Origin of the sequence: Mesorhizobium sp. LNHC229A00 (genome assembly GCF_000502415.1) — a bacterium.
Classification (GTDB): domain Bacteria; phylum Pseudomonadota; class Alphaproteobacteria; order Rhizobiales; family Rhizobiaceae; genus Mesorhizobium.
The window spans coordinates 233,498-260,311 of sequence record NZ_AYWQ01000002.1 but is presented as its reverse complement, the minus strand read 5'-3'; the positions used below and the strand labels follow the sequence as shown (position 1 = coordinate 260,311).

General features: G+C 63.5%; 23 protein-coding genes and 2 pseudogenes. 3 read left to right on the top strand and 22 right to left on the bottom strand.

Going from position 1 to position 26,814, the window contains the following annotated elements; all coding sequences use genetic code 11:
* Positions 1 to 8 precede the first annotated feature (8 nt).
* The 4 genes from X742_RS165125 to X742_RS165140 all read right to left on the bottom strand — a co-directional run bounded on the left by X742_RS165125 (position 9) and on the right by X742_RS165140 (position 2,856).
* Positions 9 to 1,115, bottom strand: a complete 1,107-nt coding sequence (locus X742_RS165125; RefSeq protein WP_023770345.1) for an AbrB family transcriptional regulator — start codon at positions 1,113 to 1,115, stop codon at positions 9 to 11.
* A gap of 79 nt (positions 1,116 to 1,194) precedes the next feature.
* Positions 1,195 to 1,503, bottom strand: coding sequence for a putative quinol monooxygenase (locus tag X742_RS165130; protein ID WP_023770344.1), 309 nt, complete (start codon positions 1,501 to 1,503; stop codon positions 1,195 to 1,197).
* Between the two features lie 58 nt (positions 1,504 to 1,561).
* A complete protein-coding gene (locus tag X742_RS165135) occupies positions 1,562 to 2,347 on the bottom strand; it encodes an SDR family oxidoreductase (protein WP_023770343.1) in 786 nt (261 codons plus the stop codon).
* Between the two features lie 71 nt (positions 2,348 to 2,418).
* Entirely contained in the window at positions 2,419 to 2,856 is a 438-nt protein-coding gene (locus tag X742_RS165140; RefSeq protein WP_023770342.1) for a DsrE family protein, read from the bottom strand.
* A gap of 101 nt (positions 2,857 to 2,957) precedes the next feature.
* On the opposite strand from X742_RS165140, the gene X742_RS165145 reads away from it, so the two are divergent.
* A complete protein-coding gene (locus tag X742_RS165145) occupies positions 2,958 to 4,055 on the top strand; it encodes a hypothetical protein (protein ID WP_023770341.1) in 1,098 nt (365 codons plus the stop codon).
* Between the two features lie 397 nt (positions 4,056 to 4,452).
* On the opposite strand, the gene X742_RS165150 is transcribed toward X742_RS165145, so the two are convergent.
* The 11 genes from X742_RS165150 to X742_RS165200 all read right to left on the bottom strand — a co-directional run bounded on the left by X742_RS165150 (position 4,453) and on the right by X742_RS165200 (position 16,371).
* Positions 4,453 to 5,400, bottom strand: coding sequence for a cation diffusion facilitator family transporter (locus tag X742_RS165150; RefSeq protein ID WP_023770340.1), 948 nt, complete (start codon positions 5,398 to 5,400; stop codon positions 4,453 to 4,455).
* Between the two features lie 5 nt (positions 5,401 to 5,405).
* On the bottom strand, positions 5,406 to 7,595 hold the full coding sequence (locus tag X742_RS165155; RefSeq protein WP_023770339.1) for an anthranilate synthase: 2,190 nt from the start codon (positions 7,593 to 7,595) through the stop codon (positions 5,406 to 5,408).
* A gap of 221 nt (positions 7,596 to 7,816) precedes the next feature.
* Positions 7,817 to 8,872: a succinylglutamate desuccinylase/aspartoacylase family protein gene (locus X742_RS165160; RefSeq protein ID WP_023770338.1), complete on the bottom strand. Its 1,056-nt coding sequence runs from the start codon at positions 8,870 to 8,872 to the stop codon at positions 7,817 to 7,819.
* An 87-nt stretch (positions 8,873 to 8,959) separates the two neighbouring features.
* The gene (locus tag X742_RS165165; protein ID WP_031247657.1) at positions 8,960 to 10,126 is read right to left on the bottom strand and encodes an MFS transporter; all 1,167 of its coding nucleotides are present in this window, start codon (positions 10,124 to 10,126) and stop codon (positions 8,960 to 8,962) included.
* Between the two features lie 94 nt (positions 10,127 to 10,220).
* On the bottom strand, positions 10,221 to 11,342 hold the full coding sequence (gene pqqE, locus X742_RS165170) for a pyrroloquinoline quinone biosynthesis protein PqqE (protein WP_023770336.1): 1,122 nt from the start codon (positions 11,340 to 11,342) through the stop codon (positions 10,221 to 10,223).
* Positions 11,339 to 11,635, bottom strand: coding sequence for a pyrroloquinoline quinone biosynthesis peptide chaperone PqqD (gene pqqD, locus X742_RS165175; RefSeq protein WP_023770335.1), 297 nt, complete (start codon positions 11,633 to 11,635; stop codon positions 11,339 to 11,341). Before pqqD ends, pqqE begins: the two co-directional genes overlap by 4 nt.
* Positions 11,632 to 12,390 carry a pyrroloquinoline-quinone synthase PqqC gene (gene pqqC, locus X742_RS165180; protein WP_023770334.1) on the bottom strand — a complete coding sequence of 253 codons (759 nt, stop codon included), beginning with the start codon at positions 12,388 to 12,390 and terminating at the stop codon, positions 11,632 to 11,634. Before pqqC ends, pqqD begins: the two co-directional genes overlap by 4 nt.
* Positions 12,387 to 13,322 (bottom strand): pyrroloquinoline quinone biosynthesis protein PqqB, encoded by a 936-nt coding sequence (gene pqqB, locus X742_RS165185; RefSeq protein WP_023770333.1) that lies wholly within the window; start codon positions 13,320 to 13,322, stop codon positions 12,387 to 12,389. The genes pqqC and pqqB overlap by 4 nt, the downstream gene beginning before the upstream one ends.
* Positions 13,323 to 13,746: 424 nt before the next feature.
* On the bottom strand, positions 13,747 to 15,123 hold the full coding sequence (locus X742_RS165190; protein ID WP_023770331.1) for an FAD-containing oxidoreductase: 1,377 nt from the start codon (positions 15,121 to 15,123) through the stop codon (positions 13,747 to 13,749).
* Positions 15,124 to 15,149: 26 nt separating this feature from the next.
* On the bottom strand, positions 15,150 to 15,611 hold the full coding sequence (locus X742_RS165195) for a membrane protein (protein WP_023770330.1): 462 nt from the start codon (positions 15,609 to 15,611) through the stop codon (positions 15,150 to 15,152).
* A gap of 112 nt (positions 15,612 to 15,723) precedes the next feature.
* Entirely contained in the window at positions 15,724 to 16,371 is a 648-nt protein-coding gene (locus tag X742_RS165200) for a glutathione S-transferase family protein (RefSeq protein WP_023770329.1), read from the bottom strand.
* Between the two features lie 214 nt (positions 16,372 to 16,585).
* Between X742_RS165200 and X742_RS165205 the strand changes: the two genes are divergently transcribed.
* Positions 16,586 to 17,143 (top strand): sugar O-acetyltransferase, encoded by a 558-nt coding sequence (locus tag X742_RS165205; protein WP_023770328.1) that lies wholly within the window; start codon positions 16,586 to 16,588, stop codon positions 17,141 to 17,143.
* Here X742_RS165205 and X742_RS165210 read toward each other — a convergent pair.
* The gene (locus tag X742_RS165210) at positions 17,130 to 18,158 is read right to left on the bottom strand and encodes a helix-turn-helix domain-containing protein (RefSeq protein WP_023770327.1); all 1,029 of its coding nucleotides are present in this window, start codon (positions 18,156 to 18,158) and stop codon (positions 17,130 to 17,132) included. The two genes, X742_RS165205 and X742_RS165210, sit on opposite strands and share 14 nt — an antisense overlap.
* Before the next feature lie 125 nt (positions 18,159 to 18,283).
* Between X742_RS165210 and X742_RS165215 the strand changes: the two genes are divergently transcribed.
* Complete coding sequence (locus tag X742_RS165215; RefSeq protein WP_023770326.1) at positions 18,284 to 18,928, top strand: cysteine hydrolase family protein; 645 nt, start codon at positions 18,284 to 18,286, stop codon at positions 18,926 to 18,928.
* 63 nt (positions 18,929 to 18,991) lie between these two features.
* On the opposite strand, the gene X742_RS165220 is transcribed toward X742_RS165215, so the two are convergent.
* From X742_RS165220 to X742_RS165230, 6 genes and pseudogenes are all read right to left on the bottom strand, one after another.
* Positions 18,992 to 20,671 carry a formate--tetrahydrofolate ligase gene (locus X742_RS165220; RefSeq protein ID WP_023770325.1) on the bottom strand — a complete coding sequence of 560 codons (1,680 nt, stop codon included), beginning with the start codon at positions 20,669 to 20,671 and terminating at the stop codon, positions 18,992 to 18,994.
* Between the two features lie 312 nt (positions 20,672 to 20,983).
* Positions 20,984 to 22,108 (bottom strand): DUF2333 family protein, encoded by a 1,125-nt coding sequence (locus X742_RS165225; protein WP_023770324.1) that lies wholly within the window; start codon positions 22,106 to 22,108, stop codon positions 20,984 to 20,986.
* A gap of 103 nt (positions 22,109 to 22,211) precedes the next feature.
* Positions 22,212 to 23,396: pseudogene (locus X742_RS0135880) on the bottom strand (DUF6638 family protein); the annotation flags it as partial.
* Positions 23,341 to 23,646: a DUF6638 family protein gene (locus tag X742_RS1000000176685; RefSeq protein ID WP_031247655.1), complete on the bottom strand. Its 306-nt coding sequence runs from the start codon at positions 23,644 to 23,646 to the stop codon at positions 23,341 to 23,343. The gene X742_RS1000000176685 and the pseudogene X742_RS0135880, both read right to left, overlap by 56 nt.
* Before the next feature lie 137 nt (positions 23,647 to 23,783).
* A pseudogene (locus tag X742_RS01000000169615) lies at positions 23,784 to 25,639 on the bottom strand (ATP-binding protein).
* 24 nt (positions 25,640 to 25,663) lie between these two features.
* Positions 25,664 to 26,809: a hypothetical protein gene (locus X742_RS165230; protein ID WP_023770323.1), complete on the bottom strand. Its 1,146-nt coding sequence runs from the start codon at positions 26,807 to 26,809 to the stop codon at positions 25,664 to 25,666.
* Positions 26,810 to 26,814: the final 5 nt, after the last annotated feature.

Genomic DNA, 26,814 nt, shown 5'->3' with positions numbered 1-26,814 from the left:
GGCAGCCCTCATCCTTCCCTGATGCTTCTGGCTACCAGCCGGGCAATGCTCGGGCCGACAAGCAGCACGATCAGGAAGCGCGCCGACTGCAGTGCCATGACAAAGGAGATGTCTACGTTCCGCGCGGCGGCGGAGATGATGGCGACGCTGTCCATGCCGCCAGGGCTGGTCGCCAAATAGGCGGTCAGCGGGTCGACGCCGGCGAGCCGGCTGATGAGGAAGGCAAGGCCGCCGCAAAACGCGATCAGCGCGACGATCGAAGCGATGATCTGCGGCAAAGCGCGTGCCGCGTGGCGCAAGATCGGCCTGGTGAAGTTCAGGCCGATCGCCCAGCCGACCATCGCGTAACTGGCCGCCAGCAGCCATTGCGGCAATTGCATCGGCACCCCGAGGCCGAGATGGATGACTGTGCCGAAGATGAAGCTGCCGAGGAAGAAGGGCGAAGGCAGCCGGCAAAGCCTGCCCGCGAGGCCGCCGACGAGCGCCATGCCGATGGTGGCGGCGAAGGGTTGCGGATCGATCTCTGGGAACCAGACGACGGGCGGGACCTCGATGCCCGAGGTGTCGACCCACATCTTGGCGACGAGGGCTGCCGTCATCGAGACGAGGATGACGCGCAGATACTGCATGAAGGCGACAAGGCGCTGATCGGCGCCGAAGGCGCCGGCCATCAGCACCATGGCGGTGGCGGCCCCCGGCGAAGAGCCCCAGACGGCGGTGGTGCCCGGCAGGATGCGCCAGCGGCTGATCAGCCAGCCAAGCAGGCTTGAGGCCGCGACGGTGGCGATCACCACGCCGAGGAACAGCGGCCATTCCTTGTAGAAGACCGGAAAGATATCGGCCGAGATCGAAGCCGCGACGAGGCAGCCGACGACAGGCTGGGCGGCGCCGAACAGAAGCCGCGGCACACGCACCGTGGCGCCGTTGGTGCCCGCGACGATGGCCGCTAGCATCGGTCCGATCAGCAGCGCCGCCGGCAAAGCGGCGAGTTCCAGCGCGCCGGCGAAGAGCGCGGAGATGACCAGCAGGAAGAGCCACTGCCAAGGCTTGCTCAGCCGCTTCATGCGCTCGATGGCGGGGTGGTCGGAAGATGGCTGCTCGGCCTCGGAATCCATGTTCTGGTCTTAACCCCAGACGCGAAAAATGCGAACGCAAGTGCGCCTGAAAAGCATGTTTCCGCCTCGGGCGCCCGCCTTAGCCCGTTTTGGCTTCAGCCAAGCCGAAGCCGCCCACCGGATGCGTTTCCACCTGGAATTCGAAGCCGCCGATGAAGGGGCGTGCCTTGGCGATCGCCGCCTGGACTTCGGGAAGCTGCAGCGAGGCCTTGTGGCTTGCCTGATCGGTCCACACCTCGGTCACCCAGATCGCGTCGGCGTCGGCCGGGTCGGTGGCGATGATATAGCTCAGGCAGCCGGGCAGGGCGCCAGTGCTCTCACGCAGCACGGTCATGACAGCGTCGCGTTGGCCACGCGCCGCCCGCATCTTGCCGATCAGTCCATACATGTCCTCGTCTCCCCCTTGGTTGGCGCGAAAGGAGTGTGTCCAGTATGCCGGTCGCCGGTCAAGGCATCAACTGGCCGCCATTGACCTCGATCACCTGGCCGGTGACGTAGCCGCTCAACAGATCCGATGAGAGGAACAGATAGGCACCGACGCAATCTTGCGCCGTGCCGGCGCGGCCCTGCGGAATGGTGGCGACCATGCCCTTCATCTGCTCGTCGGTCGAATAGCGTTCGTGGAAGGGGGTGAGGATGGTGCCCGGCGCCACGGCGTTGACGCGGATGCCGAAGTCGATCAGTTCCTTGGCCATGCCACGCGTCACGTTGGAGACGAAGGCCTTGGCCGAGCCGTAAAGGCCGGCGCCGCCGCCCGCCCCGTTGCGCGCGGCGATCGACGAGGTGTTGACGATGAAGCCGCCCTGTTTCTTCAGCCAGGGGATCGCCTTGCGCGAGGCGGTCAGCACCGAGCGTGCGTTGAGGTCCATCACCGCGTCGTAGTGCGCCTCGGTCTGCTCGGCATAGGGCACGCGGCCAAGCATGCCGCCGGCATTGTTGACCAGCCCGTCGAGCCGGCCGAACTGCCGCGCGCTGTCGTCGACGACGCGTTCGACATCGGCGGGGAGAGAAAAGTCGCCTTGGACGAGGAAGACCTCGCCGCCGCCGCCGCGAATGGTCTGGCCGAGTTTCTCGGCGGCGTCGCGGCTGGAATTATAGTGCAGCGCCACCTTGCATTTCTGCTCGGCATAAGCGAGCGCGAGCGCCGCGCCGATGCCGGTCGAGGCGCCGGTGACCAGCACCGCCTTGCTGGCGAGATCGGGGATGACAAGACCAAGGGCTGTCTCTGACACTTCTGTTCCTCCGGGGAATTTCCGAGATTCTTGGCGGGTGTTGCCACCCTTGCATTCAAGTCAGTGCCGCTTCAAGGCCTGAGATAGACATGGCCCTGGCTTTGCAGTTCGGCGAGCTTGACGACGCCGCCCCTGTCGGCGGCATGGAAGCCGCCGAGCAAATCGGCGAGCGTGATATCCATGCCGTGCATGGTGTTGCCGCAGGCGTGCGGTTCGAGCCCTTGCTGGACAAGACCGGCAAAGCGCCCCGAAATCGCCGCCGATATGCCCTTCGACTTGAAGCCGGCAAGTGCCGGACCATGCACGACCAGCGCGATATCGACGTTGCCGCCGGTGCCCTCATAGTGGTTCTTGATGTTGCCGAGCACGAAATTGACCTTGTCGAGGTCGCTGAGGTGATAGGCGACCTTCAGCCTGGCAGGCTCGGTCGTTGCCCCCTGCACCGCCCGCAGGCCGAGAAGCGTCCCGGCTCCGGCGAGAGCCGCGTGGAACATGTCACGTCGGCGCATGGCGTGCCTCCCTGGCTTGCCGGCTCAGCGCGATTTGCGTGGCCGCGACCCCAATACTAGCATAAATTGACGTTACGTCTTGTCGACGCGGAGGGGGGCACATGACGTCCAGGGAATGGAAGACGTTTGCCAGCGCCGGATTCGGCGCCGCACTGATTGTCGGACTTATAGGTTCTGCTTTTGCCGACAATATGCTCAAACTCACCGAACTCAGCCCTAACAGGGCGGACGCCTGTTTCGGCCGGGTCTATGACGCGGCGCACCTCAAGGCACATCCGAAGCAGAAGGTGACGCGGATTTTCTTCTACTACGGCCATGATCCGGTCAGCCGCCCGAATGAGGAACCGAACGCGAATTCCGATACTTCCTACAATGGATTCCTCACCACCACGGTGCGTGGCGCCAAGGCGCCGGAATGGGCCGGAGGCTGGTGCAATCACGAGTCCGAGGATGGCAAATCGGGCCCGATCCGTTGCGGCATGGACTGCGACCGTACCCTGGCGTCGCTGAAGGTCGACGGCAAGGGCCGGTTGATCCTGTCGGACCTGTCGTCCGATATCTACCTCGACGCCGGTTCGGAAGAAGAACTCGGCGCGGCTGAATACGACAGGCAGGCGCTTGGCAAGGAAGACGACAATTTCCGCCTCGATCCGATGCCGGCGGCGACCTGCAAGGCGGAATTCGCGCGCATCGATCCGATCGACCCGGCGCTCGGGCCGCCGCTGCGCGAGCGGCTGAAGCCCGACCAGGCCTTCTGCTACGGGCGCGACTATGACGCAGCGCATATGAGTTCGCATCCCGACCAACTGACGCAGTCGATCCGGGTGTTTCGAGGACCGGTGGAACTGGCGTCCTTCGCCTCGGCAGGCGACGACGCGAACTGGCCCGACGGCGCCGACATCGTGGTCTCGGTCACGACGCGGCAGAAGGGGGCCAAGGTCACGCAGACTTATTCGTGCCAGGGCGAGGCCGACCAGTGGCGTTGTGCCGCGAGTTCAAAGACGAGCAATTATTCCTGCGACATCGCGCAAAAGGAGATCTTCCTCAAGCGTGGTGCGAACGGCGCCATCACGCTTGCGAACCCCAACAGCAGCCTGGCGATCGCCGACCTGTGCTCGAAGGCGGCCGACGGCAAGACGACGTCCGACGACAAGGTCTATCGGCTGGAGCCAATGCCACAATCCGCCTGCGCGCCGTGAGCAGCGTTTCGTCTCCTCCCATGGCGGAGCAAGGAGCGAAGCGACGCAGCGCGGACCATGGGATCCATGCCGTGACTTCGAGGCGCTGCGACGGTGCAAAGTTCTGCTCCGCCACACTTCANTTTCGTCTCCTCCCAGGGCGGAGCAAGGAGCGAAGCGACGCAGCGCGGACCATGGGATCCATGCCGTGACTTCGAGGCGCTGCGACGGTGCAAAGTTCTGCTCCGCCACACTTCATGGCGATCCTTGGGTCTCCGCTACGGAGCTGCGCTCCTGCTTCGCCCAAGGATGACGAAGTCGAGAAACTCCGGTTAGCTCTTTGTTTTAGCAATTCCGGACGGAAAAACGCTCACGCTTTTCCTGGAGTTGCTCTCCAAGGTCGCGACAGTGACCCGCCTCAGGCGAACGGCACCGCGGTCGTGCCCTTGGGCAGCTTAGCTTCGTCGTCGGGCTCGACATGGATGGTCACCCGCACCGAGGGGAGGTCGGCCTTCAGCGCGTCTTCGATGCGATCGCAGATGACATGGCTGGCACCGACCGACATGTCGGCGTCGACGACCAGATGGAACTCGATGAAGGTGGCGCGGCCGGCGATGCGGGTCTTGAGATCGTGCACCTCCATGGCGCCCTTGCAATTGGCCGAGATGATGTCGCGGATGCGCATGTGCTCCGCCGTGTCGACGGCCCGGTCCATCAGGCCGTTCATCGACGAGCCGATCACATGCCAGCCCTGCCACAGGATGTTGAGCGCGACGATGACAGCCAATGCCGGGTCGAGGATCTGCCAGCCAGTCAGGATCGCTCCGACCAGGCCGCCGAAGACGCCGATCGAGGTCACCACATCGGTCATGATGTGATTGCCGTCGGCGACCAGCGCCGGCGATTTCTCGGCCCGGCCCGTGCGGATCAGCATCCAGGCCCAGAAGGCGTTGATGGCGGTGGCGACGCCGTTGACGGCAAGGCCTTTACAAGGCTGTTCGAGCGGCGCCGGGGCCTGCCAGGAGCGCCAGACTTCGTTCAGAATCAAAAGCGCGGCGAGCACGATCAGCACGCCTTCCAGCACGGCGGAGAAATACTCGGCCTTGTGATGGCCGAAGGGGTGATCCTGGTCGGCCGGCTTGTGGCTGACCTGGATCGCCCAGAAAGCGGCAATCGACGCGATGACGTTGACGATCGATTCCAACGCGTCCGAATAGAGCGCGACGGAACCGGTCACGTACCAGGCGGCGGCTTTCAGCGCGAGCACGACAAAAGCGACCACGATCGACCAGAAGGCAAGGTTGGCGACCTTGCGCTTCGCGGCCGCCCTGGCTGCGATCGCCATCGTGTTCTCGGCTTCGGCCATTGGCGTCAGGCTGCCTTTTCCTTGGCCTTTCGCGGCAGATGCGCGACGATGTTCTCGATGATGCGCATGCCGGCATTGTGGCCGAGCGTCATGATCGATTCCGGGTGGAACTGCACCGCGGCGATCGGCTCCTTGCGGTGCTCGAAGGCCATGATGACGCCGTCTTCCGTCTCGGCCGTAACCATGAAATCGTCGGGCAGGCGTACCGGATCGGCGAAGATCGAGTGGTAGCGGCCGACGGTGACTTCCTTGGGCAGGCCGGAGAAGATGATGCCCGGCTTCGAGACGCGGATACGCGATGGCTTGCCGTGCATGGGAATGTGCAACTGCCTGAGTTCTCCGCCATAGGCTTCCGCCAGTGCCTGCAGGCCGAGGCACACGCCGAAGATCGGCAGGTCGCGCGCGCGAGCCTTTTTGATGGTCGCCGCGCAGTCGAAGTCCTTCGGCGTGCCGGGTCCGGGTGACAGCACGACGAGGTCGGGCTTCAGCCGGTCGAAGACTTCCTCCGGCACCGGCGAGCGCACGGTCGAGACATTGGCGCCGGTCTGGCGGAAGTAGTTGGCCAGCGTGTGGACGAAGGAATCCTCGTGGTCGACCAAAAGGATGTTGACGCCGTCGCCGACGCGCGCCGTGGTGCGCTCGGTGCTGGTCGAATTGCCCGTCTTGGCGTCGCGGATCGCGGAGAGCATGGCGGATGCCTTCAGTTCGGTTTCAGCTTCTTCTTCCTCTGGAATGCTGTCGAAGAGCAATGTAGCGCCGGCACGTACCTCGGCGATGCCGTCCTTGATGCGGATGGTGCGCAAGGTAAGGCCGGTATTCATGTCGCCGTTGAAGTTGACCATGCCGATCGCGCCGCCATACCAGGCGCGCGGACTTTTCTCGTTCTGCTCGATGAAGCGCATGGCCCACAGTTTCGGCGCGCCGGTGACGGTGACCGCCCAGGCGTGCGAGAGAAACGCGTCGAAAGCGTCCATGCCTTCACGCAAGCGGCCCTCGATGTGGTCGACGGTGTGGATCAGGCGCGAATACATCTCGATCTGGCGGCGGCCGATGACGCGTACGGAGCCCGGCTCGCAGACCCTGGACTTGTCGTTGCGATCGACGTCCGAGCACATTGTGAGCTCGGATTCGTCCTTCTTCGAATTAAGCAGCTTCAGGATCTGCTCGCTATCTGAGATGGCGTCGTCGCCGCGTTTGATGGTGCCGGAGATCGGACAGGTCTCGACGCGGCGGCCGTTGACGCGCACGAACATCTCCGGTGACGCACCGATCAGGTATTCGTTCTCGCCCAGGTTGATGAAGAAGGAATAGGGCGACGGGTTGATGGACTTCAGCTTGCGCGAAATCTCGGAGGGCTGGGTCTCGCAACGCTCGTAGAACATCTGGCCGGGGACAACCTCGAAGAGGTCGCCACGCTTGAACGAGTCCATCGCGCGGCGCACCAGATTGGCATATTCGCCGGGCTCATGGTCACCGCGTGGCGGGATGCGGTCGGCGGTCTTGAACGGTTCGGCGATTTGGTCGCGTGGCAGGCCTTCGGTCGAAAAACCTTCGCCCGCATAGTCGTAGCGGTCGGTCCAGGCCTTGGCCGAGTAGTGGTCGACGACCAGGATCTCGTCGGGCAGGAACAACACCAGGTCGCGCTGGCTTTGCTTGCGCACGAGCGTGTGGTCGACCGGGTCGAACTGGAAGGCAAGGTCGTAGCCGAAGGCGCCGTAGAGGCCCAGATTGGCGTCTTCGGCCGTCTTGAACAGGGCGGTGATAGCGCGCAGCACGGTGAAGACGGAGGGAACGCGGCTGCGTTCCTCCTCGGTGAAGACCCTTCCAGGCTGGGCGACGTCGAGACGGATCAGCTTTTTCGAGGTCTCGGCGATCGTGACCTCGGTGAGGCCGCCCAATGTCCTGCCGATGACCGGCAACAGCGCCTCGCCACGGCTGTTCAGCGCCTCGATACGCATGGCGCGGCCGCGTGCCGAGATGACCAGCGGCGGATCGATGATGGCCGTATCCCAGCGCGTGTAGCGGCCAGGATATTCGTAGTTCGAGGAAAATACCGCGCCCCGGCGCGAGTTCAGCCCCTCGACATAAGCGTCGATCGCGCCTTCATAGGGGCGGTCGTGGCGCTCGCGGGTGATGGTGATGCCACCCGCCGTCACGAAGCTTTCAGCGCCGTTTTCCAGAACCTTCAACGTCATTGCCGTCTCCATCAGCTACTTGGGCAACGGACCCGGGAATGGCTTTAAAAAACAAATGGCCGCCCGGACATTCCGTTGCGGCCACCCACTATTTTCACGCACACGCGTTCGAACAGGCCGCTGTCAGCAGGCCCACCACCAAATGGTCTTGATCGAACGCATGTTCATGGCGATTCCCTTAGCGGCGATTGGGCGGCCGCGCAACTGGATTCGACGCAGGCTCAATCCTCCAGCGTACCCGACCTTGCATCGGCGCTCTTGCTGTCGCCGACCAGTTTCAACAGGTCTTCGCCGGAGCGGATGATGCGGCGCGAGCGACGGGTCAGGATGATGCCGTCCTGCGGCGCGAACACTTCCGTGCGGCCATCAACTTCGCCTGGCGCGTGGACGATGGTGGCGAGCCGCGCGCCCCTGGTGACGCGGTCGCCGGGCTTGACGTCGTAGAGGACCGCACCGCCGCGGGGCGCCGGCATCATGTCGATGTTTTCCAGAGGTGCCGCGACGCCCTTGAAGGGGCCGGGCGCGGGCAGGTCGGTGTCGGATATCACGCCGCGCGCCGCCAGCAGCCGGTAAAGGCCTTCGGCGTCGGACTTGGCCAGCGCGCCGTCGACATCGAGAATGCCGCGATATTCGACAGTGGTGGCGACGCGCCTGTCGAACTTCGCCACATCGGCCGATGCGTTCTGGTAAGGCATGATCGAAGCGCCCTCGAAGGTGCCGTCGGTGTCCTCGCTCCACAGCACCACGGCCTCGACGCCCATGGCGGCGGCGCAATCAGCCATCTCAGGCCACAGGCTGGTGTGGACGTAGAGATAGGCAAGGCCCTCATCGTCGCAGTGCAGGTCGAGCACGATGTCATGGCCGAGCGAAAGCTGCACCAGGCGCGACTTCAGCTGCTGGTCGGCGCCACCAAAGGTGGCGTCCGGCAAGAGCTTGGCGTCGGGCGCGGCCAGCAGCGGAAAGCCGCGGTTGAAGTTGGTGCGGGTGCCCAGATGAAAGCGACCCTGGTGCTCGCCGAAATGGTATTGCGCGCGGCCGATCGGGTTGGCCCAGGGCACGATGGTGATGTTGCCCCTGATGCGACCCTCGGCCTCGGCCTTGTTCAGCATCGGCATCAATGCATCGATGGCGACGACGCCAGGCAATTCGCCGGCATGGAGCGCCGCCTGCAGGTAGGCCGAAGGCGCTGTCTTGTCGGCGCCGGCCAAGCGGAGCACCGGGAATTCGTAGGAAACGCCGTCGCTGTCGCCGGCGATGCGTTCGATCGATTTCTGCATGACATTCTCCATGAATGCGAGAAGACATGCCCATTGGAAGGTGCCGATGTCGATTGGTCCAGCCCGCCGCGCTATGGGCGCAAGGGCCTATTCCGCGGCAGCGTGAAGCGGGACAGGCGCGCGCCTGTCCAGCGCCGCCGACACTACCGCAACGGCGACCGCCACCAGGGCTAGCACGGCGCCGACGAGCGGCAAATCGGCATAGGAAACGCCTGATGACAGCGCCACGCCGCCGATCCATGCGCCGCCGGCATTGCCGACATTGAAGGCGCCCTGATTGAGCGTGGCTGCAAGGTTCGGTCCCTCGGAAGCCGCCTCGACGACCCGGATCTGCAGAGGTGGCACGACGACGAAGATGAGCAGGCCCCAGAGAAAGACGATGCCGATGGCAATGCTGGCGATCGCCCCGAACTGCATGAAGCCGACGAACAGCAGGGCCATCAGCAGCAAGGTGGCGATCACTGTCGGCATCAGTTTCCAGTCGGCAAGCCTGCCGCCGATGATGTTGCCGATGGTCATGCCGGCGCCGAACAGCAAAAGCACCCAGGTGACGGCCGCGCTCGACAGACCCGACACGTCGGTGAGGTATGGCTTTATGTATGTGAAAACGGCGAACAGGCTGGCCGAGGTCAGCGCCGCGATCAGCATCGCCAGCCATACCTGCAGCTTGCCGAGCACGCGGACTTCGGCGCGCAGACCGCCGCCGCTCGGTTCCGTGACGTCGGACGGCACCAGCCACGCGATGGCCGCGACCGAGATCAGGCCGATGCCGACCACGGCCAGAAAGGTGGCGCGCCAGCCGAAGGCTTCGCCGAGTGCGGTGCCTGCGGGAACCCCGAGGATGTTGGCGAGCGTCAGGCCCGCGAACATCAGCGCGATGGCGCTGGCGCGCTTGTTGCGCGGCACAAGGCTTGCCGCGACGACCGAGCCGATGCCGAAGAAGGCGCCATGGCCGAAAGCGGTGAAGACGCGCGCGGCCATCAGCAGCCAGTAATTGGGCGCGATGGCACAGAAGAGGTTGCCGACGACGAACAGGGCCGCAAGTCCCACCAGCACGGGCTTGCGCGGCAGATGCGCGGTGGCCATGGCCACGACAGGCGCGCCGAAGACGACCCCCAGCGCATAGCCGGTGACCAGCAGGCCGGCGGCGGGGATCGTCACGCCGAGATCGGCGGCGACCTCGGGCAGCAGGCCCATGATGACGAATTCGGTGGTGCCGATGCAGAAGGACNCCCTGCCGGGGGCAACAGACATTGCCGCAATGCAGCAATGCAGAAAGCGTGGAGCGGACGCCAAGAGGCGGAGCAATGACGGCCGCCGCGGATGGGGCCGCCGGTCGAACCAGCCATCAGACGGGTTTTGGCGCGGTACCCATGCGGCGGTAGAGGAAGGCGTTTCCTCCACCGGGAGAGGCGGCAGCGTGGCGAGCCTCATCGATGAGTGCCGCCATACGATCATGAACCGGCGACTTCGCGCATGCGGGGTCCGCGGCGGCGGCATCTCCCGCGATCGCCATGGCCTGGCAGCGGCAACCGCCCCAGTCGATCTCGCGCCGGTCGCAGCCGCGGCAAGGTTCCTGCATCCAGTCCGTGCCGCGGAACGCATTGAATGACGGCGAATCTGTCCAGATTTCCGAAAGCGAGCGCTCGCCGAACCGCTCGAAACGGAGAGAGGAAATTGTCTGCGCGGCGTGGCACGGCAGGACCGTGCCATCGGGCGCCACCATGAAGGCGTCACGCGCCCACCCGCCCATGCACGGCTTCGGATAGTGGGCGAAATAGTCTGGCGTGACGAAATCGATGTTCATGATTCCCTTCAGCCGTTGGCTTGCCGCCTCGACGATGTCGGCCTGCCGGTCGACCGCCGACCGGTCGGGCATCAGCATGTCCCGGTTGGCCAACGCCCAGCCGCCATATTGTACGTTGGCAATTTCCAGCCGCTCCGCGCCCAGCGAAAGTGCCAGCTCGATGAGTTCCGGAACCTCCGCGATGTTGTGGCGATGGATCGGCGCGTTGATGGTCAGCGGTAGCCCTGCCGCCCGGGCGCGTCTTGCCGTTTCCAGTTTCTGTTCATGGCTGCCGCGGTGATGGCCGATGAGTTCCGTGGTCGCCGCTCGCGCGCCCTGAAAGCTCAGCTGCAGATGGTCGAGCCCTGCTTCGGCGAAAGCCTCGATGCGGCCGTCCGCGATGCCGACGCCGGCCGTGATCAGGTTAGTGTAGACATTGCGATCCGCCAGTCCGGCAATCAGCTGTTCGAGATCGCGGCGCAATGTCGGCTCGCCGCCGGACAAATGCACCTGCAACACGCCAAGATCCGCGGCTTGACCAAACAGGTCGAGCCAAGCCCGGGTGTCGAGCTCACGATTGGCTTTCAGCAATGCGAGCGGGTTGGAGCAATAGGGGCATTGCAGCGGGCAGCGATGGGTGAGTTCCGCCAGCATGCCGATCGGTGGAAGATGCGGCACGGTCATGACCTCACCAGCAGCCTGTCGGACCATTCCTGCAGGAAGGAGACGACGTCGCCGGCAATAGCCTCGGGACCAGCATCATATTCGGCGGAGAGGCCGGCGATGATCTGGGCGACCGTCGAGTTTCCGTCGCAGTGCCGCAAGATGTCGAGACTGATTTCGTTTGGCCAGAAGATCTTTTCGGGAGAAAGCACCGCAAAGGCCTGGCGTACGGGATCGTACTGGATGCGAACGTGCTTCGGCAGCGAAGGCACCGAATGCGGCGAGACGATCGTCCTTTCGCGCAACGCCGTCATTGCACGTGCTCCGGCCGGAAAGCGCCGGGCGGTATGTTGCCATCCTCGCCATAGGCATGCTGAAGCACGTCGAGCATCGTCCACAGGATGTCGCACTTGAACACCAGCGCGTCGATGGCAGCCTGCTGTCGCTCAGCCGTGTCGGCGTGGTCGAGCACATAGGCGAGGGCGAAATCGGCATCGCGCGACGCTTGTTTCGGGCGATGCTTGAAGTAGGCCAGCGTGTCTTCGGTGACGTAAACGTATCTGGCCAGCATCGCGGACATGCGCTCGCCGATGATGACGGGCGAGAACATTTCGGTCAGAGAGGACGCGACCGCTTCCAGCAAGGTCTTGTCGGTACAGAAGGTGAGATACGCACCGACGGCAAAACGCGTGGCTGGCAGCGCCAGCCTTTCGCTCTTCACACTGTCCGTATCGAGGCCGAGCGACGTTGCCAGGTGCAGCCAGCGCGCAATGCCGCCGCTCCAGCCATCGTCGCCGTCATGGTCCTCGATGCGCATTCGCCACGCGGCGCGAAACGCCGGGTCGGTTGCACGCGCCAGGATCATGGCGTCCTTGCGCGGCACCATCGCCTGGTAGCAATAGCGGTTGAGCGCCCACGCCTGCATTTCCGTCTTCGACAATGCCCCTTCGACCATCCTGTGGTGATAGGGATGCAGGTGATGGTAGCGCTCCACGCCGACCTGTCGCAAAACCGCTTCGAGATCGCCTTTGGAGAGGCCGTCCTTGGCCGCATCGCGGAAGGTGCTCAAAGTTCCAACTCCATGCCGTCATGGGCAACTTCCCAACCGGCTGCCCTGACCTCAGCGTGTTCAGCCGAGTTCTCGTCAAGAACCGGGTTGGTGTTGTTGATGTGAACGAAGACGCGGCGGGCAATGTTCGCGTTCGCCAGGCCGGCGATCGAGCCCGCATCCCCGGTGATCGCCAGATGACCCATGCGCGCCCCGGTCTTTTCACCGACGCCGGCGGCGATCATCTCGTCATCGGTGTAGACGGTGCCGTCGAACAAGAGGCAGTCGGCGCCCTCGACACGAGCGCGCAGCAGCGCATCGATCCGTGCGCAACCGGGGATGTAGAAAACCGACTTGCCTGTCGCCCCACTGATGCGAACGCCGATCGTGTCTCCTCTGTCGGAGCCGAAATTGGCCTCCGGACGGCTTTTGTCCTCGAGGTACAGTGCCACTTTGCCGGGGACTGGGAAATTCTCCACTGTCACGCCGGCCTCTCGCCCCTGCGCGTCGCAAATCTCCGTTTCGCCTGCTAGAGGCAGTGTCCGTCGCGGCACGATCTCGGGATCCAGAACGTTGAAAATCGAATTCGCCTCCAGCGTCGCCAATGCCTCCTTGGTCGCATAGAGGGCAAAGGGCTGTCGCTCGCGCAGGCTGAGCAAGCCCGCAATGTGGTCGACATCGGCGTTCGTCAGCACCACGGCGCGGATAGGGGTGCAGCGCACGGGTCCATCCGGCGGTGGCTGTAGCTCCGGTGTCTGCGCGATCTGCTGGCGAATGTCGGGCGAAGCGTTGAAAAGGATCCAACCCACCCCATCCGACGAGACCGCGAGGCTCGACTGGGTCCGAGGTCGCAGACCGCTTGATCGTGTCCGCGCGGCGCTGCTCAGTCGATAATTGCAGTTCCACTGCGGAAAACCGCCGCCCGCCGCCGATCCGATGATCTTCAAGCGCATGGCGCTTTCTGCTCCAAAGGCGCTTCACAACGAGCCACGCGGCATACGCTTGGCCCTGGCTTTCACCTGATCGACAAAGGTGCATGCCGGTGTCGCCAAGGGCATGCACCTTCGGGAACTACTTCTTGCGCGTAATTTCAGCCGGCAGATAGCGCGAAATCTCGAAGCTCGCGGCGACCTGGCACATTGTTGGCTTCGTCCAGTTCTTCTTCATCATGCTCTTCTCCTCTTACACCAGCCCGACGCAGGCCGATCCTTCAAGGGCTGAAACGATGTCGCTTCGTCTCAGTTCCGTTTGCTGCCGACACGATATCTTGAAGCCGGCCGAGGCCCCAGCGATAATCGCGTGATGACGACTGTGAAATCACGGTGCCTTCGGCAGGCATAGGCGAGGACTGAAGAGGCAGGAAGTCGGCTGACAGTCTCACGCCAGCGGCTTCAACTCCTGGGCGATGGTGGGCAGAAGCTCCGAGACGGTGGGATGGATGTGCACGGCGCGCGCCAGTGTGTCGACCGGCGCCTTGGCGTACATCAGGTCGAGCACGCAATGCACCGCCTCGTCACCGCCGGGACCGAGCACCGAGCAGCCGAGGATCTCCCTGGTGTCGGCATCGACGAGGATCTTCATGAATCCCTGCGTCTCGCCCTTCTCGATGGCGCGGCCGACACGGGTCATCGGCCGCTGGCCGACCAGGGCGCGACGTCCGGATTTCCTCACCGCCGTCTCGGTCATGCCGCAGCGGCCGAGCGGCGGATCGATGTAGAGCGCGTACGCCTCGATGCGGTCGCTGATCCTGCGCGTATCCTTGTCGAGCAGATTGGCGGCGACGATCTCATAGTCGTTGTAGGAGGTGTGGGTGAAGGCGCCCTTGCCGTTGCAGTCGCCCATCGCCCAGATGCCTGGCACGCTGGTGCGCAGCTGGTCATCGACGACAACCGCGCCGCGCCCGTCGACCTCGACGCCCGCCTTGTCGAGACCGAGATCGTCGGTATTGAGCGTTCGGCCCAGCGCCAACAGCACATGCGAGCCGACCGCGGGCGGCTGGCCCGCGGAGAAACTCACGGCAATGTCCCCACCCTGCTTGGCGAAGCCGATATCATCGGCGCCGACATGAACGGCGATCCCTTCATTTTCCAGGATCGAGAGGATGGCGGCCGAGACGTCCTCGTCCTCGCGGCCGGTCAGGCGCGGGCTCTTTTCGATGACGGTGACTTCCGAGCCGAAGCGGCGGAACATCTGCGCGAACTCGAGCGAGATGTAGCTGCCGCCGACGACGATCAGGTGGCGCGGTAAAACGTCAAGATCCATCATCGACGAATTGGTCAGATAGTCGATGTCGTGGATGCCGGGCAGGTCCGGCACCGAAGCGCGGCCGCCGGTGTTGAGGAAGATCTTTTCGGCGGTCAACAGGTCGTCGCCGACACGCACCGTGTTGGCGGATTCGAAGCGCGCATGTCCTCGATAGAGCGTGCAGCGCTCCATTCCGGCGATCCAGGTTTCCAGATTGCCACGGGCGTCGTCGGTGACCTTGTCCTTGCGCGCCTTGATCCTGCTATAATCGACCCCGACGGGGCCCGGGAACGTCACGCCATAGTCGGCGGCGCGCCGCGCCAGATGCGCGGCATAAGCGCTGGCGACCATGGTCTTGGTCGGCATGCAGCCGGTGTTGACGCAGGTGCCGCCGACCAGCTTGCGCTCGATCAGCGCCACGCTCATGCCGGCGGCGGTCAGGCGGCCCGCCAGGGGCGATCCCGCCTGGCCAGCGCCGATGATGATGGCGTCGAAGGTCTTTGCGTTTATGGTCTTTGCGTTTAAGGTCTGGGCCGTCATACGACCGCCGCCACGATCAGCAAGCCGCCGATGATCGCCACCGCATCCTCGATGAAGGCCGCGGGCGGATCCTTACCGAAAACGGCCGCCAGCCGGCCTCGCGCTTCGGCACCACCCAGCGTGCCGATGACGGCGCCGATCGCTCCGGCGATCAGGCACACGATGGTGGCGCCGCTGGTCGCGCCGATCACCGCGCCGCTGAAGGCGCCGAGCAGGATCCGGGCGCCGAACTGCTGCGGCACTTTGCGGCTTGGCGTCGACGGCAGCTGGTCGGTGACCAGTTCGACGATGGCCAGGATGGTGAAGATGCCGACAGCCGCCCAATGGCTCATGAAGCTCGCCCAGGTGCCAGCAACCGGCAGCCAGCCGAGATAGGCGCCCCAGGCAACGGCGGCAGGTGCCGTCATGGCGCGCAGTCCGGCAATGACGCCGATCAGAAGTGCAAGAATGTAGAGCATGGTCGATCCCCCTCGAAGGCCGGTACAGCCTTGAAACGGCAAGCTACCATAGGCCGGATATTTGGCTAGGCCGCAGACTCACAAGCGCACAGCCACAGCGGATCGAGGCGAGTCAGTTGGCTGATGGAGCGTTGATCGCGAATTGCGCGGCGAAAGCCCTGATATAAGCGGGCCGAGCTTCTCCGCGCGCCACGTAGGCGGCCAGGTTTTTGTATTCGTCCAGAATGCCTGACATTCTCAGTCGCAGCAGCACTGACACCATCAACAGATCGCCGGCGCTGAACGCATCATCGAGCCAATCCGCGACGCCCAAATGAGCCGAGAGGCGGTCGAGCCGGGCGCGAACACGATCCTTTACCAACGGCAAGCGCGCCTCGCTCCAGGGCTTGTCGGCTTCGAAAATTCTTGCCGTGGTCAGTTCGAGGATCGGCGGCTCGATGGTGTTCAGCGCGGCAAACATCCACGTGATCGCTCGCGCGCGGGCGTCGCGCTCCTTCGGCAGCAGGCCCGCATGCTGCTCGGCAAGGTGAAAGACGATCGAGCCGGTCTCGAACAGCGAGAGAGAACCGTCCTCATAGGTGGGGATCTGGCCGAAAGGATGGATGGCCAGATGGTCAGGCGCCTTCATGCCGGCGAAGGAAACAAAACGGACCGCGTAAGGCTGCCCCACTTCTTCCAGCGCCCAGCGAACACGCGTATCGCGGGCCAGTCCCTTGCCGCCATCGGGCGATCGTTCAAATGCCGTGATGGTGATTGTCATCGCATTTGTTCCTTGCGTGGGCGAATTTCTTTCAGCTTCCTACCGAGGACGAATGAGCTTCCCGGAAATCGACATCGGTCTTGAACTATTTTCATTGCTGGAGCAGATCGCGAATGGCCGCCAATCAGCAAGGCCGCGTATCCTGGTTTATGGATTTGACGTTAGTCCTCGCCTTGGCGCTGTTCGCAATGATGTAAAAAACGAAGGCACTGCCATGGTTCAAAGCGAACGCGCTAAAATGGCTGATGGTGAATGGTATGCGTGCCTGGACGACGATCTTGGCGCGTTGCGCGGCGTGGCAGCGGATGCGGTGTTCGAGCACAATACGCTGCCGCCTCGTCAACGCGGGAACCTCGGGCCGGCCCTGCGGGCGCTGCTGGGCGGCGTGGGCGAGGGTGCCCGCATCGAGGCGCCGTTCCATTGCGCCTACGGCTTCAACATCTTTCTCGGCCCCGGCACCTTCCTCAATGCCGGCTGCATCATTCTTGACACCGCACCGGTGCGCCTCGGCAAGGGGACGCTGCTTGGCCCCAATGTGCAGATCTATTGCGCCGAGCACCATAAGGAGGCGGCAGGGCGGCAGGCGGGACTGGAGATCGCCAGGCCGGTCACGATCGGCGACAATGCCTGGATCGGCGGCAGCGCGGTCATCCTTGGCGGCGTCAGCATCGGCGAGGGCGCCATCGTCGGCGCCGGGGCGGTGGTGACGCACGACGTGGCGGCACACACGACCGCGGTCGGCAATCCGGCGCGGGTGGTCAGCCGGGGCTGAGCGCGCTTGCGTGCCCAATCGATTCAGCCGGCAGGCGCGCCCTGCGCTCGCCGACACCGGCCCGCCTGGAAAACTCGCGCCTGTATTGCACCGGCGATGTCCTTAGCCTCGCGGCGAAATGTTGGCGCAAGGATGTTGCGCTGCCGAAGCCGGCCTCGAAGGCGACCATGTCCACCGGCTTGTCCGTCGTCTCCAGCAGCCTCTGCGCCAGCGTGATGCGCTGGTCGGCCAGCCAGTCGCCGAAGCTGGTACCTGTCGTCTTCTGGAAACGGCGGGTAAAGGTACGGCGGGTGAGACCGGCTGCGTCAGCGACGCTATCGAGACCGTGCGGTTCGTCGAGGGTCGCGCGCACCTTGTCGAGAGCCTGGGTAAAGCGGTCGGCGGCCGGGCTCGGCGCCACCGGGCGCTCGATGAACTGCGCCTGCCCGCCCTGCCGGTGCGGTGAAAGCACAATGTGCCGGGCGAGCCGCAGTGCCGCCTCGGCGCCATAGCGGGCGCGCACGATGTGCAGGCAGCAGTCGAGCCCCGCGGCGACGCCGGCGGAGGTGATGATGTCGCCGCCGTCGACGTAGAGCACGTCCGCATCGACCGAAATGTCGGGATGGAGAGCCTGTAGCTGATCCGTATAGGCCCAATGCGTGGTCGCCTTCCGTCCCGAAAGCAGGCCGGCGGCGGCGATGGCAAAGGTGCCGAGGCAGAGCCCCACGATCAGCGCGCCGCGCCGGTGGGCTCGGCCGAGCGCATCCTCGAGCGGTTTGGCAAGAGGCGCTCCGAGATCCTTCCAACTCGGGATGATGACGATATCGGCGTCTTGGAGCGCGGCAAGCCCATGCGGGACCAGGACGCTCAATCCGGCGTCGGTCTGGATCAACCCTTCTTCCAGCCCGCAGACTCGGAAGTCGAAGCGCGGCAGGCCGAGCCTGGTGCGGTCGGCGCCGAACACCAGGCACGGGACGGAGAGATGGAACGGGCTGATGCCGTCGAAGGCGAGGACGGCGATGATGGGGGCGGTCATGAGGCGTTTCCAGTGTGTAAGAGGATTGTCCCAATTCTTTCGGATGATGTCAATCGGGCCACTGTCGGCGCCTAGGCCAGCAAGCTATTTTCGGCCCATCGCCTTCAAGCCTGAAAGGAAACATCATGTCTGCCCCAGCCAACACCGCGGCACGCCGCGCGCTGATCGTCGTCGACGTCCAGAATGACTATGACGGCGGTAACCTGGCCATCCAGCATCCGCCGTTCCGCGACAGCGTCGTCAACGTGACGCGCGCCATGGATGCCGCATCGGCAGCAGGCATCAAGGTCGTGGTCGTCAAGCAGATGGCGCCCGAGATGTCGCCGATCTTCGCCCTGGGCAGCCATGGAGGCGAACTGCATCCCGAGATCGCCAGGCGTGGCCGCAACCATTATGTCGAGAAGAATTTGCCGAGCGCGTTCACCGGCACCGACCTCGAGGACTGGTTGCGCGCCAACGCCATCGATACGATCGCGGTCGTCGGCTACATGACGCATAATTGCGACCTGTCGACCATCATCCATGCCGTGCACATGGGCTTCGCGGTCGAGTTCCTGTCCGACGCGACCGGTTCGGTGCCTTATGCCAACAGCGCGGGCTACGCCTCCGCGGAGGAGATCCATCGCGTGGTGAGCATTATCCTGCAGTCGCGCTTCGCCGCGGTGCTCAAGACCGCCGAATGGATCGACTGCCTGAAGACCGGCGCGCTGCCGGAACGCGACACGATCCATGCGTCCAACCAGCGGGCGCTGTCGCGCAGCGCCGCGTAGCACGATCCGCGCAAAGGGCGCCGCAGCGGTGCGGCGCCCTTCTTGTTTTGTCGAGATAAAAGATCAGAACAGGCCTTCGATCTGGCCGGCCTCGTTGAGGAAGATCTTTTCCGACGACGGCTTGCTCGGCAAGCCAGGCATGGTCATGACCTCGCCGCAGATGATGACGACGAAGCCGGCGCCGGCGGACAGCCTGACCTCGCGCACCGGCACGGTGTGGCCGGTCGGCGCGCCGCGCAGGTTCGGGTCGGTCGAGAACGAGTACTGTGTCTTGGCCATGCAGACCGGAAGGTTACCGTAACCGGCATCCTCCCAGGCCTTCAACTGGTCGCGCACCGATTTGTCGGCGATGGCTTCCGAGCCGCGATAGATGCGCTGAACGATAGTGTTGATTTTCTCGAACAGCGGCATGGAGTCGGGATAGAGCGGCGCGAACTGCGAGGCGCCGGATTCGGCGAGCGCCACCACCTTCTTGGCAAGCTCCTCGATGCCGGCGGAGCCGTTGGCCCAGTGCTTGCACAGGATCGCTTCCTCGCCCATCGAGGCGACATAGTCCTTGAGCGCCTGGATCTCGGCCTCGGTGTCGGAATAGAAGTGATTGATGGCAACGACCGCCGGGACGCCGAACTGCCTGATGTTCTCGATGTGGCGCCCAAGGTTCGGGCAGCCCTTCCTGACGGCTTCGACATTCTCCTTGCCAAGGTCTTCCTTCTTGACGCCACCATTCATCTTCATGGCGCGCACGGTGGCCACGATGACGGTGGCGGCCGGCTTCAGTCCGGCCTTGCGGCACTTGATGTCGAAGAACTTTTCGGCACCCAGATCAGCACCAAAACCGGCTTCGGTGACGACGTAGTCGGCAAGCTTGAGCGCCGTCGTGGTGGCGACGACCGAATTGCAGCCATGCGCGATGTTGGCGAACGGGCCGCCATGCACGAAGGCCGGGTTGTTCTCCAGCGTCTGCACCAGATTGGGCTGCATGGCGTCCTTGAGCAGGACGGCCATGGCGCCGTCGGCCTTGAGGTCGCGGGCATAGACCGCCGACTTGTCGCGGCGATAGGCGACGATGATGTCGCCGAGGCGCTTTTCCAGATCCTTCAGGTCGGTGGAGAGGCAGAGGATCGCCATCACTTCCGAGGCGACGGTGATGTCGAAGCCGGCTTCGCGCGGAAAGCCGTTGGCAACGCCGCCGAGCGAGCAGATGATCTCGCGCAGCGCCCGGTCGTTCATGTCCATGACGCGGCGCCACACCACGCGGCGGGTGTCGATGCCGAGTTCATTGCCCCAGTAGATGTGGTTGTCGATCAGAGCCGACAAAAGGTTGTGCGCCGTGGTGATGGCGTGGAAGTCGCCGGTGAAGTGGAGGTTCATGTCCTCCATCGGCACGACCTGCGCGTAACCGCCGCCGGCGGCACCGCCCTTGACGCCGAAATTCGGGCCGAGCGAAGCTTCACGGATGCAGACGATCGCCTTCTTGCCGATGCGGTTGAGGCCGTCACCGAGGCCGACGGTGGTGGTGGTCTTGCCCTCGCCGGCCGGAGTCGGGTTGATGGCGGTGACGAGGATCAGCCTGCCGTCCTTGTTGCCCTTCACCGACTTGATGAACTCGGCCGAAATCTTGGCCTTGTCGTGGCCGTAGGGCAGCAGATGTTCGGTCGGGATGCCGATCTTCTGGCCGATCTCCTGGATCTGCTTTTTCCTGGCGCCACGCGCGATCTCGATGTCGGACTTCACTTCGGCCATGACGGCGTTCCTCTGGATTGGACGGTGGAGGGGACGGGGTTGATCTTACTCGCAAGAAGGCTGGAGCCGGACGCGCGGGGCATCTAACCCTGTCGCTGCGGCGGCGTCAACTTTCATGCAACTATGTTTCCTATAGAGAAAATTCCTCTGCGGCGGGCCGACCTATTCCCGGTTCTTTATGGCTCCGCTTGCCGCGCCGTATAGAAGCCAGAGCAGGGGCGCTTCCGCCGTCTCAAAACAGCCGCACAATGCACGGAATGCGACAGACGCGACGACGCAAATCCGCCATCGCGAGTGTGCTGTGGGACAGCGCTACTGCGTCAGCACGTTGCTGATTTCGACCATGTTCGAGCGCACCCGAAGCACGTAGAAGCCCATCGTCGTCAGATGGGTGGGCAGCAGCCAGCCGTCCTCGCGGCCATTGGCGATGATGAAGGGCTGGATGCGCAAGGCCGACACGAACTGCGCGTCCATCGTGTCCCACAGGCTCTGCAGGTGCTTTTCCTTGATGACGTCCTCGAAGTCGGCCTGGGCACCCTTCATCAGGCCGTAATAGGCATAGAGCTGGCCATAGGCGAACCAGTAGCGGTCGTCGGCGCGAGTATCGAACCAGCCATTGTTGTGGTTCTCGGCACGCTCCTTGAGGATGGCGGAGGTCGAGCCGATGTCACTGGCAATGCGATCGATATACTGCTTCAGATTGTCGGCGCGGGCATCGAAAGTGGCCTGGCAGGTGGCGAGCCGGGCATTGAACGAACGCAGCTTGCGCACGGCGTCGCGATAGTAGCTCGGCGTCGGTGTCTTCGGTCCAAACGGGCTCACGCCGAAATACCAGGTATACTCGTCGAACTGCAGATTGCCACGCGCGTCCTGCAGGTCGGCATCGATCTGCGAGGTGGTGCGCACGCGGCCGAGATTGTCGGCAAGCTCGGTCGCCGTGCGTCGCACCGCCTGGTTGATGCCGCGCTGGAAAGAGGCCTTGTTGTCCATCCACGGGGTGTTGTCCCAGTCGATGCCGAACAGGCCGAGCTTGTAGAGGATCATCGACGAGATCCAGGCATTCTGGTTGACGTTGAAGTCAGTCAGGTCCGCCGCCACCTGGGCGATGCCGGAGTTGCCGCAAGTCTTGGCCGTGTCGGTGCCGGCGCCGGCGGACACCTGCTCACCGGCGGAAACGTTGCGCTTCTCGAACGTGTAGGTGTCGGGATAGTTCGGATTGAACTTGTTCCACCACTGGGTGGCGTAGAAGAAGTTGGCGTAAAGGCCGATCAGCACCAAAAGAGCCAGCCCGACCACGGCCTTCAGGATCCAGCCGCGTTGCGTGTACCAGCGGCCGGCCCACATGAAGGGCCACAGGATCACGCCGATCAGAAGGCCGATGCCGCGGCCGATCCACTGGAACAGCCTGACGAAGAAGTTCACGATCGGGTCGAGCATGGCTGTATCACCCCCTCGGCACGATGCCAAAAAGTTGCAGACTTTTTGGATAACATCATGCACCAAAACAACAAGTTAGAACGGAATGACGGTTCATATCGTTCTAGTCGGTCAGGCCGTAGAGGCGTGTGCGAAACGCCGCCTTTTCCTTCAAATATGTGGTTTTCAGAACGTCCACAACATGAGATCGCCAGGCGTCGCTGAAGCCGTCATAGTCCTTGTAGAAGCCGTCCTTGTTGAAGATATAGCGGGACACGAAGTCCGACGGCACGAAATCCGAGATCAGCCGGTTGGTCAGCCAGGCGTCGGGATGGTCAGGCTTGGCGCGGACCACCAGGAAGCGCTGTTGCGGGAAGACGTCCTCGATCTTGAGATGGCCGAGCTGGGCAATCTCGCGCTTGGCGGCGTTGAGGAAGGGAAAATTGCCGTCCCTGGTGATCAGGTCGGCATGGCTCTGGATCCAGGTCTGCAGCCAGACCTTGTCGACATCGGTCAAATTGCGGTTCGGCTCGGCGTCGCGGATCAGCGCGCGCACCACCATTTCGGCGCGGTGCTCAAGATAGCCCGAGGTTTCGATCCAGGAGGCGCGCGGCAGTTCGATGCGGCCGGTGGCGGCGAGGAATTTGAACACCTTGTCGGCGTCCTTGATGGAGAGATAGCTCACCTGCCAGGGCCGCGAGCGGCGGAAACCGGGGGCGGCCGGATCGCTGATCACCGTCGTCATGTCGGGATCGACGAACACGTAGAGGCCGCCGAAATGGCTGGTCCAGTAGGCGTTGTGGCGGAAGATCACCTGGTCGGGCACCAGCGCGTTCTCTCTGATGTCGCCGCAGATCTTGGCAAGTTCCACCATGCGGGTCAGCATGGCATTGTCGCGCCAGGCGTCGGGCTCCTGCTTCAGCCGGTCGACGAGCTTGCCGAGTTCAGCAGCCTTGCCCAACACGTCCTCGGCCGACAGCACCTTGAACTCGACCTGGCTGATCGACAGCAGGTCCTCGATGTCGTTCACCTTGGGAACGGAATCCTCGATCTCGCCATAGATCACGTCCTTGATGGTCAGCGCGTCTATGGCGCGCTGGTTCGTGGACATGAATTCGAACATCAACTGCGAGGTGTTCGAGAAGGCCGTGTGCACCACCGGCAGGTCGATCTGCGAAGGCGTCAGGATGATGAAGCGGCGGTTGACCTCGTTGGGATCGAGGTAATCGTGGTCGCCGCATTCCTCCGCAACTTCAGGAGAAAAGCCGGTGCGGTCGATCTGGAAGCTCTTCAACTTTGTCGGCTTGAGANGGCGTCAGGATGATGAAGCGGCGGTTGACCTCGTTGGGATCGAGGTAATCGTGGTCGCCGCATTCCTCCGCAACATCAGGAGAAAAGCCGGTGCGGTCGATCTGGAAGCTCTTCAACTTTGTCGGCTTGAGACCGAAAGCCGTCAGCGCCTTGTTGTAGCGCTGGATGAGATGCGGCTCGTCGACCGTGAGCAGCCGCCCATAGATGAGCTCGTTGTCACGGAGAAGGTCGGGTTTGCGGACGGTCATGTCAAAGAATCCGAAAGGCTTTGCCTGACAAGGCGAAGCGCCAACGTTGACGTCCCCCTCTCCCCGTGAAGGACGGGGAGAGGGGGGCATCGACGTTGGAGCCACAGTTTTCGGCACCCGTGGGCAACGAAGCAAATTCACGCATTCCACAGACCCTTCTTCTTCATCTCCTCCATCTCACGCGCCGCGCGTTCGCGCAGCCTTGCGTCGCGCAGCAGCTTCTCCACCGCGGCATCGTCGGACTTGTCGGAATAGCGGAACTCGGAATCGGCGTAACGGTTGATCTCCTGCATGACCATGTCCATCGAGAACGGCCCGCGCAATTCCTCGATCATCGCTTTCTTGTCGTCGTAGCCCTTGTGCATGAAGGCNTGGCGTCGGTGACGTTCTTGATGGCGCGGCCGGTGAAGCGCGGCTCGGCATCCTTGATCAGGTGCAGGTAGGTGCCAATGTCGGCCATGGTCTTGGGCGCGCCATTTTCCTTCATATAGCGCTCGTAGACCCTCACCAGTCCGTCCTCCCGCGGCTTTTCATGCTCTTCATAGGCCTCGGTCACGGCGCGCTGGATCTCCTGCGCGGCGTAGAGCTCGTGCTTGCCCACGGGGATTTCGTGATTCTTGCCGGCGAGCAGCACAAAAATGTCGATATAGTCGTCGCGGGTCTGCGGCCCGTCGACCAGCCAGCGGGCGCCGGCGCGCTGGCGCAGGGCATCGTCGACATTCTCGGGATAGTTGGAAAACATGCCGAACGAGCAATTGCCGCGCACCACGGTGGCAGCACCGGCGAAGGCGTCCATCAGCACGCCGGTGATCTCCTGCTGGCCGGCCGAGGCGCGGTCGTCGGAACGGCGGGCGGCCACCTGGTCGATGTCATCGATGGTACCGAAGCCGATGACGCGCGGGTTCAGGACATTGTTGATGAACTGGCGGCAGTTCTGGCCCGACTTGCCCTGGTAGGACGAAATCTGGTCGACGCCGAAATTTTCATAGGCAAAAGGGTAGCCGGCGACCTGGCAATAGCCGTTGACGAGGCCGGCGATCATCTGGATCAGCGTCGTCTTGCCGGTGCCGGGCGCGCCGTCGCCGATGAAGGTGAACAGGAAGCCGCCGAGCTCGACAAACGGGTTCAGTTCTCGCTCGAAATCATAGGCCATCAGCATCTTGGCGAGCTTGACCGACTGGTATTTGGCGATGTGGTTGCCGACGACCTCTTCCGGCTTCTTGAAGGTCATCACCAGCGGCTTGGAGCGCTTGCCGGGCGCGACGTCGAAGCCGTCGAGGGTGAAGTCGTCGGCGTCGATGCGGATATGGGCGTTCTCGAATGGGCCGATGCCGTCGAAGCGGCTTTTGCGCGCCAAAAGCCCGTCGATGGCGACGCGGGCGAAGGCGCGCGACCTGGTCATTAGGTCGGTGTCGTCGGATGCGCCGGTAACCGCCTTGTCGAGACCGGCCAGGATCGACTTCACCGCATCCTGTGGCGTGTCGAAGAGAAAATCCGGCTCGGGGATGTCGTTGGGCGCCTCGCCATCGCTGTCGATGAGCTGGAACAGATAGGACACCAGGCTGAAGGCCGAGATGTAAGCCGAAGCCGACAGAAGCTTCTTGAAGGTGGACGCGTCATCGCCCTCAAGTGGCGCGCGGACATTCCTGGCCTGAAGGCTTTCGAGATCGGTGCCTTCGGCGAAGACGTCCGATACCGCCAGCGCAATTGCCGTGCCGCGCCTGGCGCGAAACAAAAGCGTGTGCTGCGGGATGGTCAGCAACTGGTCGTCGGGATGAACGGCGCCGACCGTCTTCGACAGCTCGACCTCGCGGGTGCGGCGCACCGAACCGACCGAAACGGTGGAGACGAAGCGGCGGTTGGTGCCGGCCAATGCCGTGCCGGATTCGCGTGATGGATCCTCCAGCACGACGATGCGGGTGATGAAGCTCTGCGCGGTGGCGCGGTGTTTTTCGATAGCCGCTTCCGGGATAGTGGTCAGGCCGGTGTCCATGAAGGGTGCTCCGTGGTGTGACGGTCAGACGTCTGAGATGACCTGCCCATTCGACAGGATGTGAACCTTGTAGCCGCCAAAGATCTTCTGTGCTTCGCCGGCGGCGTAAAGCGCCTGGTAGGCTTCGTGCGGGATCAGCGCGTGGTTTTCATAGCTCGACACGCCCTGGCGCGCGGCTTCCAGGTCGTCGGTGTTGATGAAGAATTCCTGCGTCGTCTTCTCGCTGGAGAACAGGCCCTTGCGGCCGGGCTTCTCGCCCTTGGAATAGACTTCCTGGATGGTCCAGGTCAAAAGCCAGGCATTTTCGGGCCTGCGCACCTTGGCCAGCACTTCCGTCACCGTCGAATTGTTGTCGGTGATGCCTGCCGAGTAGAAGGGGCCAAGTACCACCCGCCTCAGCTGCTTGGGGTGCAATGGCTCGAAATCCTTGTCGAGATTGACCGCGATGGTCGCCGGCGACAACGTATAGGCCGAATTCTTCTCGGTGAAATCGTCGAAGCGGTGGGCAAGCTCGGGGTTGAGCAGGCCGTCGACGGGCAGCGGAATGTCGACCTTGTCATTGAGCTTGCCGCTCCGGTCGACAAGCTGGCGGACCATGCTTTCCGAGGAATCCTCCACCGTCACCATGTAGACCAGCGGCAGATTGGCGCTGCCGTCGAAGGTTGCCCAGTGGACGAGATAATAAGGCCGCGCCGTCTTCGGATTGACCGACACCTTGGCCGTCTGCGCCAGCGTGAACGGACCGAAGGTCTGCTCGCTCTTGACGTCTTCGAGATAGAGTCGCTCGGCCATCGATTTCTGCAGCGCCTCGGGGAACTCCTTGTGGCGCAGGATGAAGTCGGCCATCTCCTCACGCAGCTCGCCGGCCTGGGGGATGTTGGCGAGCCGCGCGTCGGCCTGCAGGCGGTCGTTTTCCAGTTCAAGCAGGTTCTGGAACACCGGGTAGCCGCTCTCGGCGCGCGAAATGCGGAATGTGTCCATGAAGCCCAGCCGGTTGCGCCAGCAGGAAAAGGACTTGTCGAGCCGAGCGATGTACTCGGCAACGATCTTGGCGACGATGCCGTGCCGGTAAAGCGGCGAGCGGTCGTCGCGCATGAACACTTCAAGGCCGCTGAGCGCGGCCGTGATTGCCGAGAAATACCGGGCCGCGGCGTCGTTTTCGGGGGTCATGCTAT